This is a genomic window from Aggregatibacter actinomycetemcomitans (assembly GCF_023518055.1).
GTDB lineage: Bacteria > Pseudomonadota > Gammaproteobacteria > Enterobacterales > Pasteurellaceae > Aggregatibacter > Aggregatibacter actinomycetemcomitans.
This window is the reverse complement of record NZ_CP085096.1, coordinates 840,772-857,751: the sequence shown is the minus strand read 5'-3', so window position 1 is coordinate 857,751 and position 16,980 is coordinate 840,772. Positions and strand designations below refer to the sequence as shown.

Here is a 16,980-nt window from a genome sequence, read left to right as displayed (position 1 = left end):
AGGTATTTTTTATGTTATTACTAGATCAAGAAACAATCACGGCAGACAGTGCTCGCACTATTACTATAGTGTCAAGCCGTGATGATATCCAAGGTGAAGTTGCACAAATTCTACGTACTCGCGGTCTTGAAAATATTGAGATTGTTAAAAAGGATTTTTTCACCTCATCTGATGAAATTTCATTTTCAGCAGAAGACACTGTAGGGGTTATTATTGATATCACACATGAGACTAACATAAAGACTATTGTCGAACGAGTTTTTAGTATAGTACCACAAAATGTATGGTGTTGTGTTATCGGTGATAGTGACTCCATCTCTTTATCACAAAAACTACTAGATGAGGGCATCCTTTACTTTAATTCGCATACTCAGTTAAGTCAGATGGTTGAGAAAATCATTTTAGGTGCTGATATCCCTCGCTTAAGAGATACTGTTAAAATTGCTGTATTAAGTTGTAAAGGTGGTATTGGCGCAAGTTTAATTAGTTCACATATTGCTAATGAGATTGTGTCAAGTAAAAAAATTCCAGTGCTATTAGCCCAAGGCCCTAATGGTTCTCAAGATTTAGATTTATTATTTGATAAAAAGCTATCAGGTAATGTTATTGAATATACTCCGAATTTAGACATATTTAACGGGAGTCTATTTGAGCTAACACCTGCGGCGACTGAAAAATACAATTTTATTATCTACGATCAACCTATCTATAATGTTAAGAAGGATAATTTCATTGGTTTTTTAGAAAACTATAATAGTTTCGTATTAGTTGTAGAAAGAAGAATTGGTTCGCTACGTTTAGCTAAGCAGTTCCTAGATGAATGCGAGCGCATCCGTGGCACTTCGAGAAAACCAATTCGTACTTTTGTCTGTATTTCTGATAATCGAATGGAATCAGCTAAGTTAATGGCCAAAAATGATATAGAAACTTTAATTGGTTCTTCAATAGATGCCGTAATCCCGTATATTAAAAACACTAATACAAAAACCATATTAGGTATTAACTTAGGTCGTGATGGTAAAAAGGAAATTAATTCATTAATGTTAAAGGTTATTGGTGCAATATCTCGCAGTAGTAAGCCGAAAGAAAAACAGAGTTTATTTTCTTCATTTTTTTCAAAACTCATTAAACAGTAAATAGTGGCTAAACATGCTGACCAAACAACAAAAAATCTTACTTAGAAGTGAAGTACTAAGTAATCTTGATATTGAAAAGATTGATGAACTTCAAAGTGAAAGAAGCTCACTGGTAAACGAACTGGTTCAGATTGTTAACCGTGTTGCCAATAAAAGCGGTGCTTATTTGACCTCAGCCGATACTCTAGTTATGGCTGAAATTGTTGCTGATGAGATTGAGGGTTATGGACCATTACGAGATCTCATGGCTGACGATACTATAAATGATATTTTAGTTAATGGCCCTAATGACATCTGGGTTGAACGTGCTGGTATTCTGGAAAAAACTGATAAAGAATTTGTTAGTAATGAACAATTAACTGATATTGCAAAAAGGTTAGTTGCTCGGGTTGGTCGCCGTATTGATGATGGTAGTCCACTAGTGGACTCCCGACTACCTGATGGCAGCCGTTTAAATGTTGTTATTGCACCGATTGCATTAGATGGCACATCCATTTCTATTCGTAAATTCAGTAAGAATAAAAAAACATTGCAAGAGCTTGTAAATTTTGGTTCTATGACTCGCGAAATGGCGAATTTCTTAATTATTGCTGCCAGATCCCGGGTAAATATAATTGTGTCAGGTGGTACAGGATCTGGTAAAACAACCTTACTTAATGCGCTATCTAACTATATTTCCCATACCGAACGTGTCATCACACTAGAAGATACTGCCGAGCTGCGTTTGGAACAGCCTCATGTTGTACGCCTGGAAACGCGTTTAGCCGGCGTTGAGCATACAGGCGAAGTTACTATGCAAGACTTAGTAATAAATGCATTGCGTATGCGTCCTGAGCGTATTATTGTGGGCGAATGCCGTGGTGGAGAAGCATTCCAAATGTTACAAGCAATGAATACCGGTCACGATGGTTCTATGTCAACGTTGCACGCAAATAGCCCTCGCGATGCAACATCTCGCTTGGAAAGTATGGTTATGATGTCGAATGCATCCCTACCGTTAGAGGCAATTCGCCGTAATATCTCTTCAGCAGTAAACATAATAGTGCAGGCGTCCCGTTTAAATGATGGTTCAAGAAAAATTATGAATATCACTGAGGTTATGGGAATGGAAAACGGTCAAATCGTTTTACAGGATATATTTTCCTATAAGGCAAGTAAATATCGTGATAAAGAGGGTAAAATTCTTGGTGAGTTTATTAATCACGGACTACTAACTCGTTCTGTTGTATTCCAAAATGCTCAAGTATTCAATCTGAGTGCTGAACTACAAAGTATCTTCGGAGAAGCTGAGTAATGAATTATTATTTGTATTATGCCGTCCTAACAATAGGTGGGCTGTTATTTATATATACCTTAAGTAGTTGGTTTTCCACTAAAAGAAAAATTAATGAGTATGATACCTCTGTAAGTAGAACAACAAGTTTTTTTAAGAGCCTCAAATCAAAAATTAGTTTATGGTATTATCACTTTACTAAAGGTGATAAAAGAAACTTGATTCGCAATATTGTTATAAGTTGTTTTATTTTCTTTGCTTTTTTTGTAATTAATGTTGCTTATATTCATATTGATCGATTAGTGTTTTGCTTAATTTTTCTTGTTGGATTTGTTTTGTTTATTTGGAAACTTGGTCAGTACCGTAATAAAAAAACATTCAACGCAATGTTTCCGGAGGTAATTCAGATTCTCAATGCAGCGGCAACTTCAGGTGCTGGCTTATTACAAGCATTAGAACGCTGCGGTAAGGATCTTACCGGTCAATTAGGTGAGGAGTTTAAGAGTATCCATAAGCGTATTGCAATAGGCGAGGATCCTGTTTCAGTTTTTGAAGACAGCTATGATCGTTACCCATATAAGGAATTCTATTTCTTCATAACTATTGTACGCACCAACTTAAGTAAAGGCGGACAGATACGCGAGGTTATTTCCCGTTTAGGTCGTGTAATTGCCGATAGCAATAAAATGGAGAAGAAAAAGAAAGCAATGACATCAGAGGCTAGAATGTCAGCTATAATTGTAGCGTGTTTTCCTGTCGGTTTCTTTTTCTTTATGCAATTTGCTATGCCGGAAAACTTTGATTTCTTAATTAATGACCCTACCGGTAGATACGTGCTTTATTATGTTTTTGGCAGTGAACTTTTCGGTATGGGAATCATTTGGTGGTTGATGAGGAAGTCAACATGATGATTAAACTATTATTATCTTATGCGCTATTAACGATTTTTGGTATTATTGTATTGTTTGCCGCACTTTCAGCCAGAAAAAAATTCCAATATAGAAAGGAAGTTATTACTGGAGAAAGACCTAAGGATCAAGATAGTGACGAAGTAGCTAAAAATAAGAGCAAACAGCAAATTGAACTTGAACTATTACTAATTAATAATAATCCTATCTTAAAAGTACTCGGAATTATTGATAAAAATATAAAAGTAAAATTGTTGATCATGCTTTTGCTTTTTGGAGTTTACTATCTTTATTCATTTACTGATGAAACTACCGACAGTTCATCTCTGTTACTTGGCTTTCTAACTATATTAATAATAACTATTGTCATTCCTGGGGTTTTAATTGGTTCTATTTTGAAAGCTAAAATTAAAAAAATCATGAATGATTTAGCCGGATTCATTGATTTAGTAGCTGTTAATGTACAAACAGGGATAAGTATTGAGGCCGCACTAAAACAGGTTGCAACTGACTTTAAAACATTAAATCCTGATCTAACTTATGTTATGTTACGTATTATTCGTAAATCTGAAATTACTGGTATGTCACAAGCATTACAGGATCTCTCTGTGTCTTTACCAACAACGGAAATCAGGATGTTTTGCACTGTAATGCAGCAAAGTCTGAATTTTGGTTCCTCTATTTATCATCAATTAATTCAACTATCGACTGATATTAGAGAAATTCAATTATTAGCTATAGAAGAAAAGCTTGGTACGCTGTCAGCAAAAATGAGTATCCCTTTGATTCTATTTATTATGTTTCCAATTATTATTTTAATTCTAGCTCCAGGCGTAATGAGGGTATTTCCACATGTATTCTAAATCTCTTAAAAATGTTCTATTGTGCGGCATGATCTTATCTGTTACTGCATGTTCTGCTGTACTCAATAAAAAACCATTAAGTGCTGATAAATTAGCTGCTAAAGAAGCACTTTATCAGAGTACTAACAACAACGATGCGTTAATCACTATGTATCGTGATGGACTTAAAAATAAAGAAGATCCTCTCACACGTTATAAATTATCTGAAATTTATTACAAGAAAGGGGACAGTAATTCATCTCTACTCTATTTACAGCCGTTGCTAACAAACAGTGGGCAGTTAAGTGAAAAGGCCAAAGTTCTACAAGCAAGAAATTTAAATCAACTCAAGCGCTATCAAGAAGCGTTGGAAGTCGAAAACAGCTTATTAACAACATCTCCCAAAAACGGGGAAGTTTATAATCTTCGTGGTGTGACTTATGCCTTAATGGGAAATCCTAATAAAGCCAACGAAGATATAAATAAAGCCCGCGAGTATTTTTTAAACGATGCTGTAGCGGTAAACAATCTTGCTATGCTAAGTATCGTCAACGGAGATTATCGTAATGCCGTTTCATTGTTATTACCTCAGTATTTAAATGGGGTTAGGGAACAGCGTTTAGTACACAATCTAATCTTTGCTTTAATCAAAAATAATGACATTGATTACGCAAAAGATATTATTGTGAAGGAAAACATTAATACATCTCCTGATGATTTAATTAATGCTCTCAAAAAAACTGAACGCGTATCTAATAATATCGCCAGATAAAAAAAGGTTCTATAATGAAAAAATTCCTATCGAATAAGAAGGGAGCATCAACCGTTGAGTTTGCCTTGACGGTTGTATTTTATTTCTTTGTCGTATTCCTAATTCTAGAATTCTGTCGTATATCTATTACAACTGCGTACTGGGACTTGGCTATCACTGAAAGTGCAAGAATTGCTAAAAATAGAACTGCAGAGGGTAATGATTATGCGGTAGAATTTGAGAAAGCTCTAAAACAACAGCTTGTTTATCAAGAATCTTCAACTTTAGGTTATCTCGCCCGTTTGGATAAAAATGGCGGTTACAAGATTGATGTTAAATATGTTGATTGTGGTAGTGAGAGTTCTTGTGTTAAGTCTTTATTGGATGGTAGGTTTAGACGGCCTACTAAAGATAGAGACGGTAAGATTATACCCCCCAATGGTCGGTTAGCAACATTGGCTGTATATTCATTGACCTACAATTATGAGTTTCTGGTTTCACTGCCATTTTTACCTAAGGATAGTGTTGGCGGTTTATTGTCACGTAAGTTTGTAGCCGTACAGGAATTTAATAGATCTAAATTCCAATATCCCGGCAGGTCAAATAAATAATCAGGCAATTTACAATTATTTAAAGCATAAATAATATAATCACAGATGGCTAATCACTGGTATAAAAACATGAAAAAAAACATTCTCACTAATACTAAAAAATTTTTTCATAATAAAAGGGGCGCAGTTAGTCTTGAGTTCCTTTTTATGCTTATACTTTTAGTATTTATTTTCGCTTTTTTAACAGACTTAGTTATTGTTCGTACGACCCAAGGGAAACTGGACAATGCCTCATACTCACTGGTCAATGTTCTTCGTGAACGTAATCAACTATACAATGATAATGGGAGCAAACCACTAAAAAGTACTGATTTAACTGAATATGAAAAAATGGCAAAACTTATTTTGTTTGGAGATAAAGACAGCCCAAATAAAGTCGGTGTCACTATTGAGCACTGGGAAGAGAAAAAAAGTCCTGAATCATTAACGACTCTAAGTACCTGCCAGCCTTATCGTAAGTTGGATAATAATCTCTCTTATTTGTCACCACGCTCAGAAGCAGCAAACCCTGACAACCAAAGAAAAATTCCACTGTATCAGGTAACACTTTGTGTTGAAGCAGGTAGCTTTTTTAAAAATTTAATAACACGCAAAGAAAACCAGTCATTTGGTATGCTAAGTTCCTCTTCACTGGCAGTTGCTCGATAATCTAAGGAGAGCTTTATGAAAAGAAATTTTAATCTAACTGCTAAATTGTTTAGCACTGTTAAACAATTTTTGCAAAATGAACATGGTGTATACACCATAATAACAGCCCTGCTTGCTTTCCCATTGCTACTGTTCGTTGCTTTTACCGTTGATGGCACGGGGATATTGTTAGATAAGGCCCGCTTGGCACAAGCAACGGATCAAGCGGCGTTACTTTTAATTGCTGAAGACAATCAGTACCGGAAAAATAAAGACCATTCTGATGTAAAAAGACAAAATGTCTCTCAACAAGAAATTGAACGTGAAGGTAGAGATTTTTCAAGCGCAAAAGTCCAGGCTCAATGGAAAAAGCGCAACCAAGAATTAGTACAAGGATTAGTTAAACTTTATTTACGTTCCGATGATAGCAAGGGTCAAAAAAATAATTCTCCGGTAACAATTAAAGACCCATTCCTAGCAGAGTGCTTAGAAGAAAAAACTCAGCCGAAAAATAAAAATGGCACAGCAAAATCCATTGCTTGTGCGGTGCAGGGTTCTGTGCAACGAAAATTCTGGCTACCTTGGAGTCAAACCTTGGTGAGTAGTAGTCAGCTACATGACGGAAGAGTAGGCATTAATTCAGGTAAAACTTACGCCGTTAAAGAGAAACAAATAACGATCCCAATTGATTTAATGCTGGTTACCGATTTTTCCCGTTCAATGAAATGGGCTATTAAGGTCGATAATAGTAAGCAAAACCATCCAGATGCCCCCTTTCCAAATAGAAGGATTGATGCATTAAGGGAAGCTGTTGCTGAAGTTGAGAAAATTTTATTACCAGAACAAAATAAAGGCGATGTAAGCCCTTATAATCGAATGGGTTTTGTTTCTTTTGCTGCCGGTGCCCGCCAGATGGGTGAAACTCGCAATTGTTCTCTCCCGTACTATGTCATATCCCAAAAAGAGGAGATATCTGCTAAATTTAAGAGGGGTTATCGTCGTGGAGAAGATAGTATTCGTGACGGATTTAAACTACTTGATAAAAATCTAGATATTCCAAAAACTATTGCTCAGATTGATAGATTTAACGGGCAAAAACAATCTTATGATTTTACTCTAGACAGCGATACAAGTAATTATTATTGTTTGGAAGATAATCGTGGTAAACAAACAACACAAGCTTGGTTTGATAAAAGTAACCGAAAAATATCAGAGGCATTAAAGAAAATCGAACCAATAGGAGGAACCGCAGTCACATCAGGTGTTTTCGTTGGTACAAATCTTATAATAGATAAAAACAGTGATCCTGAGGCCGCACCAAATAAAGTTGGTACAAATACCCGGCGTATACTTATGGTACTATCTGATGGGGAAGATAATATACCGTCTACAAGTACATTAGTTAATTTAATGAAGGCAGGATTATGTGGTAAAATCAAAGCAAAAATTGACAGCTTACAAGACGCTAATTATCCTAAGGTAGAAACTCGAATTGCTTTTATAGCATTTGGTTTCAATCCTCCTAAAGAGCAGCGTGAAGTATGGAAACAATGTGTTGGTGATCAATATTACTCAGTCAATAATAAGCAAGCACTGTTTGAGGCCTTTAAACAAGTCATCAGCTTTGAAGAAGAAGTAGGTCGTTCATCTTCACAAAAACCGAAATTGTTTCAATAAAGTATGTAAATAATAAAATTAAAACCGTCTTTTACTCAAAAAGACGGTTTTCTTTTACCCTACATACGATCAAAAAAATGACCTCATCACAAAAGCTAATCAGCTAAAATCACAAGGAACAACCTGACTTTTCAAAGGGCAAATAATTTTTCCACGTTTTTGAACATTAAAAACGCCGGTAAAAGCAACCGCACTTTAAATAACACATAATATTCTGGACTTTACCCCGATATTTCCCTATAATCGCGCCTTAATTCTACGCTCACACCGCCCCCATAGCTCAGTCGGTCAGAGCAGTCGACTCATAATCGATTGGTCACAGGTTCAAGTCCTGTTGGGGGCACCAACATATTAATCCATACTACTTCACTCTGATTCAAGTCAAACCAAAACCACTTATAAATTAACATATTTAATCATTTCCATAGTGTATTATGCTTTTTTTGATTCATTTTAGTTTTACCTTTAGTACCTGATATAGTACCCTATCAGGGGAATTTAGTGATTTTCTAGGTACTAAAAATAGGCATAGTAGACAAAAGAGTTGGTTTTACCAACTCTTTCTATTTAGAAAATCCTTAATAAACACTATTTTACGCCTCCTTGTTAAACCATTATGCACAGTTAATTTTTGTTTTAATTCTTTAAATAATCCCTCAAGCCGATTAGTGGTTTTTTCAATGTTTAAATCAGCATATTGTTCAAACGTAAATAAGTAATTCATATATCGCTTTTGAGCTCCTATACGCACTTCTGACATTATGGTGTTTATAAGGGAAATAACCCTTTTCATTCGGCTTGTCCGAGCGTTCCGTCAAAAACGTTTGATGATTCCGATACCACAAATAGAGCCGGACATAAAAGTCATTTTTATGGCTATTTTTTAAGTGTCCTGACGAGTACCTTTAAGGCTTTCCCCGCCTCAGATTGATGCTTATTACGCAATGCCCTCATGGCGATTGCTACCATATGAAATTAGCACATTTGTATCGGTATGTTGAACAAATCCTTTAATACTCCCCGTCTACCGTCGCAGGTAATCAATTGAATAACATAACCTTTTTCTCTTAGCCGATTAAATGCCATTTTATAATAAATGTCTTTTTCGGTTTTCACGATTTGGTGATAAATCACTTTTCCCGACAACGAATCTAACAGCACAAGCACACCGAAATCCCGACCAAAGAAGGTGACGTCGGCAAGGATATTCAATTGACGTTGTTGAGGAGGATTTAGCGTGGTTTTAAGCGCTTTATCAAGATAACGTTGGATGGCAGTGATATTTTTCGGCTAATTTTTTGTAGGTTTGTTTTCCCTTCTCATAATCTTCCCAAATTTGGATTGGATTAAGTTTACTTTTGAAAGAAAACACTTTATTGCAGTGCGGGCATTTATAGCGCTAAAGATGATTTTGTGTGCCATACTTTTGAAGCGGGCTATGTTGGCAAAAAATGCATTTTTTTGTTCATAAATTCAAAAAAGTGGGTTAAAGCCTCGTGCTATAAAGTCTTAACCCACTTTTTACCAACTATTTTGTCTACTATGCCAATAAAACTTCTGACGCGTATAATGGGACCTCAATCGTAAATCCATCATCAGTTTACGGGTTTTATCACGCCCTATTTTCTACCCCATTTGCCATAATGTCCAAGTTAACCGACGTGAACCGTAAATTTCCCTATTCTCTGGAAGCAGACAGATAATTTTCGTTTGAATGTCCTGATACGCTCTAATTCGATTTGGCTTTCTTACAACTAAACAGAGTGGAACGATGAATCTCAAAATAACATCCAATTTGTCTGACGTTATACCTTGTCGCTTTATTATTCAGCGTTACAATGCCGACGTGCTGACTAATTCATTTTGCTGACCTGGAATATGATATGATTTTGTTTAAGCATTAAATCAACACATTGTTGTTTGAATGTTGGGTGATCATGAGGTTTTCCTTCCGCAAGTTTTAATTGGTTTATCAGACTGTTTTTTTGAGGTGTTTCTGAAAGTTAGACTGTTATATGAACATAAACAAAACACGCTCACACTATTAATAGGACAAATGTTGCGGATACGTTGCCAAAGACACCGGAATGGATTCGTACAGTTATTCTTTCGGTAATCTGATAACAGACACTAATAACCCGCCCCAAATGATGATAAGTGCAACAGCCATCATGATAATTGCGTTGGTTGACATCTTATTTTTCTCCTTGTGTTTGCGTTAAGTGTTTCCACGGCAGGCGGGAAAGCAGGAATGCGATGATCACCAAAGCGATTGCCATGCCCCAGCCGAAGGTGTTGACGAACTGGTCCGGATAGCCTTCGTAGCCTTTGGTGAGCACTTTGCCGGCTTCTTTGTATAGCATGAAAGCCAGTACACTGGTGGTGATGACGATAAAAGCTTTCCAAATCATGCCCACTTTGAAAGAGCCGGTTTCGTTTAAGTGTTCGCCCAATTCTTTTAATCTGCCGCTCATGATAATGGAAAATAAGGAGAAGAATGCTACAGCGACGATACCAAACATGTTCACAAAGTTATCCATGGTATCGAGCATCGGTAAACCGGCGGTGGTGCTAAATAAGAGCGTAGAAGCCACCATCATTGGTAAACCCACTAAAAACGTGGCATGGACGCGGCGTAGACGTAATTTGTCCTGGACGGCGGAAATAATCACTTCCAATACGGAAATAAAGGAGGTTAAGCCTGCGAAAACCAAAGAACCGAAGAATAGCACGCCTAATAATTGCCCTAATGGCGCTTGGTTAATGATGGTTGGGAAGGCAAAGAAGGCGAGGCCTATACCGCCTTTTGCTACTTCGCTCACATCGTGTCCGTTGGCAGCGGCAATGAAACCTAAGGCGGAGAATACGCCGATACCGGCCAACACTTCAAAACTGCTGTTGGCAAAGCCTACCACCAAACCGGCGCCGGTTAAGTCCGATTGTTTTTTCAAATAGGAAGCATAGGTCACCATAATACCGAAACAAATGGAAAGGGAGAAGAATATTTGTCCGTAAGCGACAATCCAGACGCTCGGGTCTTTTAATTTATCCCAATCCGGCGAGAACAGGGCATCCAACCCTTTTTCTGCGCCCGGTAAAAATAAGGAATAAACCATTAAAGTGACAAACATGATGACTAAAATTGGCATAAAAATCACAGAAGTGCGCGCAACACCTTTTTGTACACCGAGGGATAAAATCAATAAAGTAATTAGCCAAACGGCAAGTAACGGACCAACAACCGTGCCGACGAAATCCAGATTTAACGCCACTTCATCTGCCATTTTAATGTGTTCGTGCAGGAAGAAATCGACAGGGTTGCTGCCCCAGGCGGAAGTAACGGAATAATAGGTATAACTTGCCGCCCAGCCGAGGATGACGGCGTAATAAAGCCCGATGATCACGTTAATCATCACTTGCCACCAACCGAATGTTTCAAAACCGGTTTTGAGTTTGCGGTATGCCAATGGTGGAGAGGCACGGAATTTATGCCCGATGGCATAATCTAAAAACAATAACGGGATCCCTGCGGTTAATAATGCCACGATGTAAGGAATGATAAAGGCACCGCCGCCGTTTTCGTAGGTTACATAGGGAAAACGCCAGATATTGCCCAGACCGACTGCCGAACCGATAGCGGCAAAAATAAATGCCCGTCGTCCGGAGAAGGTTTCGCGTTTTTGTGTTGTGTGTGTCATACGAACACCTATGAAAGTTATAAATGAAGTTAAAAATGGAAAGGTTAAAAAAGGTTAGGCGCTCAATATAGACTAATAAAAACAGGAGTCAATAGAGATAAATCACTAATTTTATAAAATTTACGTTATTTTTTGATGAATAATTTTTATTTTTTAGATTTTTATTCTGTTTGATTTATTTGCTTTTAGAATAAAAAAATAAATTTTAATAAAAAGCGATTTAAACCAGCGGAAAAGTCCATACAATACCGAATAAAACGCTAAAAAGAAAAATTTGCAATCAGTTCAATTAAAATGAGGGAAATTTAAACTTTCTGTGAATTTGGTGTAGAGTATGTTTAAGCTTTAACTTACTTAAATCTTATGCAACCGACATCTCTTCAGCGACAAAAAAACGAGGCGAAAATCTGCAAAAGTGCGGTTGATTTCCGAACCGGATTTTTTATGGCAACGCATTTCGCCTATTCGCGAACGCAAACATATTCCCACCGCGTGGCTGGAAGTGAAGATTGATGAAGGGCGCAATCGGCAGGTGCGCAGAATGACGGCGCATATCGGGTTTCCGACGTTACGTCTGATTCGTTATCAATTAGCGGGATTCAACCTGCAAAATTTGATGCCGAAAACCTACCGCACTTTAACTCAAAACGAACTAAGAGAACTGTATCAATTACTTAAATTAACGATTTAACATGAATAATTTATTAAATTTTATTGAAGCGTCGGCGCGCGACAGCCACTTTTTTATTTTCGCCAAAATGGCGTTTGCGATGATTCTGGGCGGCGGCAGGTATCGGCATTGCTTCCGGCGCGGGGTTTTATTTCGACGCCATGGTCGCCACCATCATGATTTTAATCGCCATTCGTTTAAGCCCGTATGTGCATAATTGGGTGCGCCATCGCGATAAAAAGAAAAAAACACGAATCAACGCCACATTGCTTTCACCCAATGCCATTGCGCAATTCGTGCAGTTGTTGCATAACAACAATCATTCCATCGAAAACATCAACGTGAAAGATCAGCCCAACGGCGAAACCAAACTGACCATTCGCTGTTCTATCAACGATAAAGCCACCATTCAGGAGTTGTATTTATTGCTGAAAAACGACCCGAACGTGGTGAGTTTGGAACTGGAAAATTAAAAAAATCCCCAAGTTCGCGCTTGGGGATTTTTGTTAGGTTATTCGATAACCGATTTTGCTAAAGCGCTAAATTGCGGGTTGATCAAGTCGTTTTCTTTCAACTGCCACCAATAAATCGTCAGCTCTTTTTCCCCTTCCGAAAAACTGCCGATGGCATAAGGCGGGTAAACGAAAGTAACGCCATTGCGGGAGAAGTAAAAATCTTTTGGCACGTAAAATCCCCCGTCTTTCTGGGTAAAAGGTTCCGCTTCATTATTACTGTCGCGGTAAGCATCCCATAAGAGGTCTTTTAGTTTTTGATGCTGTTCCGGATTGATGACATCATCAATATCCAGCAAGGCTTTTTTCGCCAAATCAATGTTAAGGAATTGGGTGGAATACATACCGTGCGCACCGCCGGAATAGCCGGAATAACTGATGGTGAAGGTGGCGATGTTTTCCCGTTGTCCGAGATATTTCACACTGAATTCGGTGCTGCTGCCAATCATTTCGTTATCTTTAACTTCTTTAACGCTGTCCGTGTAAAGCGCTTGTAGCCATTCCACAAGTTGTTGTTTATTCTCGATTTTGACTTGACCGCTTGCGGTGAATTGTCGGATTAATTCATTTAATAATAAATCCGTTAACCAATCTTCGCCGGTTTTTAAAGTTTTTACGTTGACTTTCACTTCGCCGCTTTCCGGCGTATAACTGTCGGCGGATTTTTTATCAAATTTGATGGTTTCCGATTTTTCAAACAGCACTTCCGGCTCCACCCGAATCGTTTGATTTTCGGCTAAATCCAGCACTTGTTTCTCTAATGTCTTCACCTGCTCATTGAGTTGTTCAATGGTTTGTGCCTGTTTTTGCATTTGCTCGCTGAGCGCAGTTTTTTCTTTATCGTCGCAGGCGGTCAGCATCAGGCTACCGGCGATGAGCGTGGCAATGAGTAATTTTTTCATAGAAACTCCTGTTGTTGAAAAACGTTAAAAATAATGACCGCACTTTTATAAATCAAACACGTCCACATCGCGTAAAACGTGAATGTTGACTTTACGGCGCAGGAAGCCGCAACGGTCGAAATATTCCACCAGTTGCACAGTCATTTTGCGTCCGAATTGTAAGGCGTCGCGCAGTTCGTTCACCGAAAAGCCTTCTTTTCCGGCGGTCAGTTGTTTAATTAAACGGGCGAAGGTGTAAATGTTCTCCGTGAGGAAGAAACGGTCTTTCACCACGGCGGTTAAATAGCCCAGTTTGCCGGCTTTATAGAGAAAATTGCGCATGGCGCTTTCTTCCTGTCCTAACGCATTGGCAAGATCGCGCACCCACAGGGCTTGTCCGTTATGTTGCTCGAATTGGGCGAGAACTTGTTGCCATAATGCACGTTCTTGTTCGCTAAATTGGATTTTATGATCGGCGGTGTGTAGCCAGCCACGGGTGTGTTGTAATTGATTTTCTGCCAATAATTCGTCGATAAAATGGTAAATCAATTTTTCCGGCTGATTCAGCGCTGCAATGCGATACAAACGGGCTTTGCCCAAGCCGAGTTGATCAGGATGTTGTTCATGATATTGGGCAAGTGCGGTCAATAATTTTGCCGTTTGTTGGGCGCGATAATCGGCGTTAAAACACCAGCTTTGGAAGCGAATATCGCCGTTTTGTTGCAGAATGGCGTCCAGTTGCACGCCCGTCAGCTGCTCAATCCACATGAGCTTTTGCACTTCCACCGCGTGATTTTGCAAATAAAGTGCGGTGCGTTTTTGCGCCGTTTCCGCCTGAATCAAGCGGCGTAAATAATCGAAACGCGCTTCCGTGCGTTTGTGCCGTTTCGGCGAATCGATTTCAATCACTTTGGCACCGCCAAGCACGGCGGTGGAATTGCTGTTGCGCAGAATGATTTTGTCGCCGTACGCCAAAAACAGCGGTTGTTCCAAAATCAGTTCCGCCAATGCCAACTGTTGCGGGGCGAGCTTTTGTTGTTGTAACAAGGTGAGTTTGCCCGTGGTGTGCGATGCGGCGTGATAAATATGCACCGGCTGGCTTTCGTTTAATGCCATTTGGCTTTCCAGCCAAACGGTGATGCGATCCGTCGGTTCGCCGGGTGTTTGGGAGAACAGCCAATCGCCGCGTTCAATGGAAGTGCGGTCGAAATCCAGGTTAATATTTAACGCCAAGCGTTGTCCTGCCAAGCCTACACAGTTTTGTTCGTTTTGTGCGTGGATATTTTTCACTCGCACTTTTTGCCCGTTGCTCAAATACAGTTCGTCATCCAGGCTGACTTTGCCCGCGAATGCCGTGCCGGTGACGACCGTGCCGGCGCCTTTAATGGTGAAAATACGGTCGATGGCGTAACGGAAAGGTTTATCCACTTCCGACAATTCCGCCAACTGCGCCAAATAATCGCGCAAGGCGTCAATGCCCTGACCGGTGATGGCAGAGGTAACGAAGAATTTGCTGTTCGCCAATACGGCATATTGTTGGCGCAGTTGATTTTCCAACGCGTCGATTTGTACCGCGTCGGCGCGGTCGGCTTTGGTGATTACCACCATGATTTCCTGTAACTGTAACAGGCTTAAAATGCTTAAATGCTCGATGGTTTGCGCCTGCACGCCTTCGTCGGCGGCAACGATAAGCATGGCGTAGTGAATGCCGCCCAGCCCCGCCAGCATATTGGCGAGGAAATGCTCGTGTCCCGGTACATCAATAAAGCCGAGAATCTGATCGTTGAACGGCAAATACGCGTAGCCCAAATCAATGGTCATGCCGCGTTTCTTTTCTTCCGGCAAGTGCGCCGTATGGGTGCCGGTGAGGGCTTGCAAAAGGGCGGTTTTGCCGTGGTCAACGTGTCCGGAGGTAACGATAATCATAATGTCTCCAAGCTGTTTAGAAGGCGATCAAGGCTCGCCAAACTGTGTAAATCCAACCAAATTTTATCCCGCTCAATGCGCCCGATAACCGGCTGCGGCAAGGCTAATAAACGGGCGAAAAGTGCGGTGGTTTTTGCCGGCGTTTTTTCGCTTGCCGGCGCAATAGTCACCGCCACCGACGGAATTCGCGCCAACGGTTGCGAACCGCTGCCGATTTGTGCCTCGCTCGGTTCAATGGCAATCACATAATTGGTATTTAAGCGATTTTCCAACCGCACTTTGAGTTGCTCCGCCTGCGCCTGTAAGCGTTCCATGGGTTGCGTAAGCAACAAAAGTGCGGTCAGTTTTTCGGTGATTTTTTCCGGCTGTAAATAGAGGCGCAAGGTAGCTTCCAGCCCGGCAAGAGTGACTTTATCGCAACGCAGCACGCGTTTGAGCGGGTGGGCCTGCAGCTGTTGAATGAGTGCTTTTTTGCCCACAATAATGCCCGCTTGCGGGCCGCCCAGCAATTTGTCGCCGGAGAAGGAAATCAAATCCACGCCGTGCTGCAATTTTTCCTGCACGGTGGGCTCTTCCGGCAAGCCGAATTGTTTTAAATCCATGAGCGCGCCGCTGCCTAAATCGGTGATGACCGGAATGCCGAATTCTTTGCCCAAATCCGCCAATTCCTGCTCGTCAACGCTGTGGGTAAAACCGCAAATTTGATAGTTACTGCTGTGAACTTTCATTAAAAAGGCAGTATTTTCGTTAATTGCGTTACGATAATCTTTTAAATGGGTGCGGTTGGTCGTGCCCACTTCCACCAGCTTGCAGCCCGCCTGCGCCATGATGTCGGGAATGCGGAACGCGCCGCCGATTTCAATCAGCTCGCCACGGGAAATAATCACTTCTTTGCCCTGGGCGAAGGTCGCCAGCATCAGCAAGACCGCTGCCGCATTGTTATTCACCACGCAGGCGGCTTCCGCGCCCGTCAGTTGCTGCATTAAAGCACTGATGTAATTATCCCGATGGCTGCGCTCGCCCGCGCTTAAATCATATTCCAACGCCACATTGCCCTGCATGGCGTCCAGCGCCGCCTGTTGCGCCGCCGGCGACCACAAAGCGCGTCCGAGATTGGTGTGCAGCACCGTGCCGGTTAAATTGTGGACGGTTTTGATGTTCACCTGTTGTTGTAACAGAAGTTGTTCCTTGAGGTGCTGAAAAGTGGCGTCGGTATTCTGCAAAAAGTGCGGTAGGTTTTCGTGGCGTTTTATGTGTTCGCGTGCCTGCTGTAACAGGTCTCGGCACATATTAACGGTGGCGCTGTGACCGAATTCTGCCACCAGCTGCTCACCCTGCGGGGTTTTGAGTAATTTATCGACGGCGGGAAGGGCCTGGTAAAGGGCTGACATGATTATTCCTTTTATGCGCTGAAATTGGCGGATGAAATCGCGGCGAAAAGGCGCGAAACCTGATTTCCTGCTTGCTT

The 16,980-nt window shown here is 40.4% G+C and carries 15 protein-coding genes, 1 tRNA gene and 1 pseudogene; 11 read left to right on the top strand and 6 right to left on the bottom strand.

Going from position 1 to position 16,980, the window contains the following annotated elements; translation table 11 throughout:
• The first annotated feature begins 11 nt into the window (after positions 1–11).
• The 9 genes from LIN98_RS04445 (at position 12) to LIN98_RS04405 (ending at position 8,171) form a co-directional block, all read left to right on the top strand.
• Positions 12–1,136 carry a CpaE/TadZ family protein gene (locus tag LIN98_RS04445; RefSeq protein ID WP_014167628.1) on the top strand — a complete coding sequence of 375 codons (1,125 nt, stop codon included), beginning with the start codon at positions 12–14 and terminating at the stop codon, positions 1,134–1,136.
• 13 nt (positions 1,137–1,149) lie between these two features.
• A complete protein-coding gene (locus LIN98_RS04440; protein ID WP_014167627.1) occupies positions 1,150–2,430 on the top strand; it encodes a TadA family conjugal transfer-associated ATPase in 1,281 nt (426 codons plus the stop codon).
• Positions 2,430–3,317, top strand: a complete 888-nt coding sequence (locus tag LIN98_RS04435) for a type II secretion system F family protein (protein WP_005566009.1) — start codon at positions 2,430–2,432, stop codon at positions 3,315–3,317. Before LIN98_RS04440 ends, LIN98_RS04435 begins: the two co-directional genes overlap by 1 nt.
• Complete coding sequence (locus tag LIN98_RS04430; protein ID WP_005566008.1) at positions 3,314–4,180, top strand: type II secretion system F family protein; 867 nt, start codon at positions 3,314–3,316, stop codon at positions 4,178–4,180. The genes LIN98_RS04435 and LIN98_RS04430 overlap by 4 nt, the downstream gene beginning before the upstream one ends.
• Positions 4,170–4,931 (top strand): tetratricopeptide repeat protein, encoded by a 762-nt coding sequence (locus tag LIN98_RS04425; RefSeq protein ID WP_005566006.1) that lies wholly within the window; start codon positions 4,170–4,172, stop codon positions 4,929–4,931. The genes LIN98_RS04430 and LIN98_RS04425 overlap by 11 nt, the downstream gene beginning before the upstream one ends.
• A gap of 14 nt (positions 4,932–4,945) precedes the next feature.
• Positions 4,946–5,521, top strand: coding sequence for a TadE/TadG family type IV pilus assembly protein (locus LIN98_RS04420; RefSeq protein WP_249856172.1), 576 nt, complete (start codon positions 4,946–4,948; stop codon positions 5,519–5,521).
• 69 nt (positions 5,522–5,590) lie between these two features.
• Positions 5,591–6,169, top strand: a complete 579-nt coding sequence (gene tadF, locus LIN98_RS04415; protein ID WP_033002214.1) for a tight adherence pilus pseudopilin TadF — start codon at positions 5,591–5,593, stop codon at positions 6,167–6,169.
• 15 nt (positions 6,170–6,184) lie between these two features.
• Positions 6,185–7,825: a pilus assembly protein TadG-related protein gene (locus LIN98_RS04410; protein ID WP_014167624.1), complete on the top strand. Its 1,641-nt coding sequence runs from the start codon at positions 6,185–6,187 to the stop codon at positions 7,823–7,825.
• Positions 7,826–8,094: 269 nt separating this feature from the next.
• Positions 8,095–8,171 (top strand) — tRNA-Ile (locus tag LIN98_RS04405).
• Between the two features lie 629 nt (positions 8,172–8,800).
• Here LIN98_RS04405 and LIN98_RS04400 read toward each other — a convergent pair.
• The 3 genes from LIN98_RS04400 to LIN98_RS04390 all read right to left on the bottom strand — a co-directional run bounded on the left by LIN98_RS04400 (position 8,801) and on the right by LIN98_RS04390 (position 11,523).
• A complete protein-coding gene (locus LIN98_RS04400) occupies positions 8,801–9,037 on the bottom strand; it encodes a transposase (RefSeq protein WP_249856171.1) in 237 nt (78 codons plus the stop codon).
• A gap of 889 nt (positions 9,038–9,926) precedes the next feature.
• On the bottom strand, positions 9,927–10,019 hold the full coding sequence (locus tag LIN98_RS04395; RefSeq protein WP_005577959.1) for a methionine/alanine import family NSS transporter small subunit: 93 nt from the start codon (positions 10,017–10,019) through the stop codon (positions 9,927–9,929).
• Between the two features lies 1 nt (position 10,020).
• Positions 10,021–11,523 (bottom strand): sodium-dependent transporter, encoded by a 1,503-nt coding sequence (locus LIN98_RS04390; RefSeq protein ID WP_249856170.1) that lies wholly within the window; start codon positions 11,521–11,523, stop codon positions 10,021–10,023.
• A 409-nt stretch (positions 11,524–11,932) separates the two neighbouring features.
• Here LIN98_RS04390 and LIN98_RS04385 point away from each other — a divergent pair.
• Both LIN98_RS04385 and LIN98_RS04380 read left to right on the top strand, forming a co-directional pair.
• Positions 11,933–12,214 (top strand): annotated as a pseudogene (locus LIN98_RS04385) (pseudouridine synthase); the annotation flags it as partial.
• A 140-nt stretch (positions 12,215–12,354) separates the two neighbouring features.
• Positions 12,355–12,666 carry a hypothetical protein gene (locus LIN98_RS04380; protein WP_005546842.1) on the top strand — a complete coding sequence of 104 codons (312 nt, stop codon included), beginning with the start codon at positions 12,355–12,357 and terminating at the stop codon, positions 12,664–12,666.
• A 38-nt stretch (positions 12,667–12,704) separates the two neighbouring features.
• Here the strand turns inward: LIN98_RS04380 and LIN98_RS04375 are convergent, their stop codons facing one another.
• The 3 genes from LIN98_RS04375 to selA are packed head-to-tail and all read right to left on the bottom strand — an operon-like array spanning position 12,705 to position 16,903.
• On the bottom strand, positions 12,705–13,607 hold the full coding sequence (locus LIN98_RS04375) for a DUF3298 and DUF4163 domain-containing protein (RefSeq protein WP_014167622.1): 903 nt from the start codon (positions 13,605–13,607) through the stop codon (positions 12,705–12,707).
• Positions 13,608–13,652: 45 nt separating this feature from the next.
• Positions 13,653–15,512 carry a selenocysteine-specific translation elongation factor gene (selB, locus tag LIN98_RS04370; protein WP_005543542.1) on the bottom strand — a complete coding sequence of 620 codons (1,860 nt, stop codon included), beginning with the start codon at positions 15,510–15,512 and terminating at the stop codon, positions 13,653–13,655.
• Positions 15,509–16,903 (bottom strand): L-seryl-tRNA(Sec) selenium transferase, encoded by a 1,395-nt coding sequence (gene selA / locus LIN98_RS04365; protein WP_005546847.1) that lies wholly within the window; start codon positions 16,901–16,903, stop codon positions 15,509–15,511. The genes selB and selA overlap by 4 nt, the downstream gene beginning before the upstream one ends.
• Between the last annotated feature and the right edge of the window lie 77 nt (positions 16,904–16,980).

Coding starts and splice junctions, on each gene's coding strand:
- LIN98_RS04445 (WP_014167628.1), top strand. CDS start 12: ATGTTATTACTAGATCAAGAAACAATCACGGCAGACAGTGCTCGCACT.
- LIN98_RS04440 (WP_014167627.1), top strand. CDS start 1,150: ATGCTGACCAAACAACAAAAAATCTTACTTAGAAGTGAAGTACTAAGT.
- LIN98_RS04435 (WP_005566009.1), top strand. CDS start 2,430: ATGAATTATTATTTGTATTATGCCGTCCTAACAATAGGTGGGCTGTTA.
- LIN98_RS04430 (WP_005566008.1), top strand. CDS start 3,314: ATGATGATTAAACTATTATTATCTTATGCGCTATTAACGATTTTTGGT.
- LIN98_RS04425 (WP_005566006.1), top strand. CDS start 4,170: ATGTATTCTAAATCTCTTAAAAATGTTCTATTGTGCGGCATGATCTTA.
- LIN98_RS04420 (WP_249856172.1), top strand. CDS start 4,946: ATGAAAAAATTCCTATCGAATAAGAAGGGAGCATCAACCGTTGAGTTT.
- tadF (WP_033002214.1), top strand. CDS start 5,591: ATGAAAAAAAACATTCTCACTAATACTAAAAAATTTTTTCATAATAAA.
- LIN98_RS04410 (WP_014167624.1), top strand. CDS start 6,185: ATGAAAAGAAATTTTAATCTAACTGCTAAATTGTTTAGCACTGTTAAA.
- LIN98_RS04395 (WP_005577959.1), bottom strand. CDS start 10,019: ATGTCAACCAACGCAATTATCATGATGGCTGTTGCACTTATCATCATT.
- LIN98_RS04390 (WP_249856170.1), bottom strand. CDS start 11,523: ATGACACACACAACACAAAAACGCGAAACCTTCTCCGGACGACGGGCA.
- LIN98_RS04380 (WP_005546842.1), top strand. CDS start 12,355: ATGGTCGCCACCATCATGATTTTAATCGCCATTCGTTTAAGCCCGTAT.
- LIN98_RS04375 (WP_014167622.1), bottom strand. CDS start 13,607: ATGAAAAAATTACTCATTGCCACGCTCATCGCCGGTAGCCTGATGCTG.
- selB (WP_005543542.1), bottom strand. CDS start 15,512: ATGATTATCGTTACCTCCGGACACGTTGACCACGGCAAAACCGCCCTT.
- selA (WP_005546847.1), bottom strand. CDS start 16,903: ATGTCAGCCCTTTACCAGGCCCTTCCCGCCGTCGATAAATTACTCAAA.